This is a genomic window from Halogeometricum sp. CBA1124 (assembly GCF_009741955.1).
GTDB classification, from domain to species: Archaea; Halobacteriota; Halobacteria; order Halobacteriales; family Haloferacaceae; genus Halogeometricum; species Halogeometricum rufum.
Genome location: NZ_WPCD01000383.1, coordinates 1 through 1,036 on the forward strand (window position 1 = coordinate 1; position 1,036 = coordinate 1,036).

2 protein-coding genes and 1 pseudogene are annotated in these 1,036 nt (G+C 67.5%); 1 reads left to right on the forward strand and 2 read right to left on the reverse strand.

Features of this window, described 5'->3' with window-relative positions:
• The first annotated feature begins 132 nt into the window (after nt 1–132).
• Entirely contained in the window at nt 133–342 is a 210-nt protein-coding gene (locus GJ632_RS21685; protein ID WP_191453994.1) for a hypothetical protein, read from the forward strand.
• A gap of 35 nt (nt 343–377) precedes the next feature.
• On the opposite strand, the gene GJ632_RS21690 is transcribed toward GJ632_RS21685, so the two are convergent.
• Nucleotides 378–767 carry a universal stress protein gene (locus GJ632_RS21690; protein WP_191453995.1) on the reverse strand — a complete coding sequence of 130 codons (390 nt, stop codon included), beginning with the start codon at nt 765–767 and terminating at the stop codon, nt 378–380.
• A 37-nt stretch (nt 768–804) separates the two neighbouring features.
• Nucleotides 805–1,036, reverse strand: a pseudogene (locus tag GJ632_RS22695) (hypothetical protein); the annotation flags it as partial.

Genomic DNA, 1,036 nt, shown 5'->3' on the forward strand with positions numbered 1-1,036 from the left:
CCGCGACGTGGTCGGGGTCGCGTACGAGTAGCCGACCCCCGCACCGCGGATCTCAGATTCTGCGAACGAGCTTCACGCGATAACTGTCGGAGCAACGACTATATCCTCTCGACGCCAAGTATTTACTACAGAATGAGTACCAATTTCTCAGGCTGCGGTGTGGTGCCGTCGTTCTACGGTGATCCGCAACACGAGACGGATTCGCCGACCGACGCCGAACGCGTGGGGGTCAGCACGTCGACGCCCCAGTCTGAGCGCGCGTTGTACGACTACGCGCAACGCTCCCGCGGCGGGACGCCCGGCCCGGCGAACGCGCTCTCGGCGGACGCGCAGACGGCCTGAGACGGGCCACCGACCGCCCGTCGCGACTCGGGGCTTCAGGGGACGACGGTGACGGGAACGCTCTCGTCACGCACCACCGTCTCCGCCGCGCTCCCGAGGATGGCGCGCTCGATGGTGCCGGAGCCGTGGTGTCCCATCACGACGTGGTCGATGTCGCGTTCGCGCACCAGTCGCAGAATCTCCTTGCCGACCTGATTTCCGGGGACGACGTCCAACTCCAGGAGCGACAGTTCCGGCTCCGAGTCTAAGTCGGTACCCGCGATGGCGTCTCGCGCGCGGTCCAACACGATGTCCGTCGCGTCCGTCTCGCTGTCGGAGAAGTGGACGACGTGGAGTTCGGCGTCGAATCGGACCGCGAGTTCGACGGCGAACTCCACGGCGCGGATGCTGCAGTCGGAGCCGTCGATGGGGGCGAGAATCTTCATATCCGCCGTACGGAAGGGAGATCCAAAGAGGTAGGTGTTATCGTCCGAGGGCGTCGAGCGCTTCGGCCGCCTCGCGCGCCGCTTCGAGGTGCTGTTTGGCCCGACGGGGTTCGTCCGCCGCCGTCGCCCGTCGCGCGTGTCGGGTGACGGCTTCGAGGAGCGACTCGCGCGCCGTCTGCATCGAGGCACCCGTCTCCGGTGCCGTCGTCGCGGGCGTCGCTGTCGCGTCCGTCGCTGTCGCGTCTGCCGTCGTCGCGGGCGTCGCTGTC

Bases quoted from the DNA above. Each gene is read 5' to 3' on its own strand.
- GJ632_RS21690 (WP_191453995.1), bottom strand. From the start codon at position 767: ATGAAGATTCTCGCCCCCATCGACGGCTCCGACTGCAGCATCCGCGCC.
- GJ632_RS21685 (WP_191453994.1), top strand. From the start codon at position 133: ATGAGTACCAATTTCTCAGGCTGCGGTGTGGTGCCGTCGTTCTACGGT.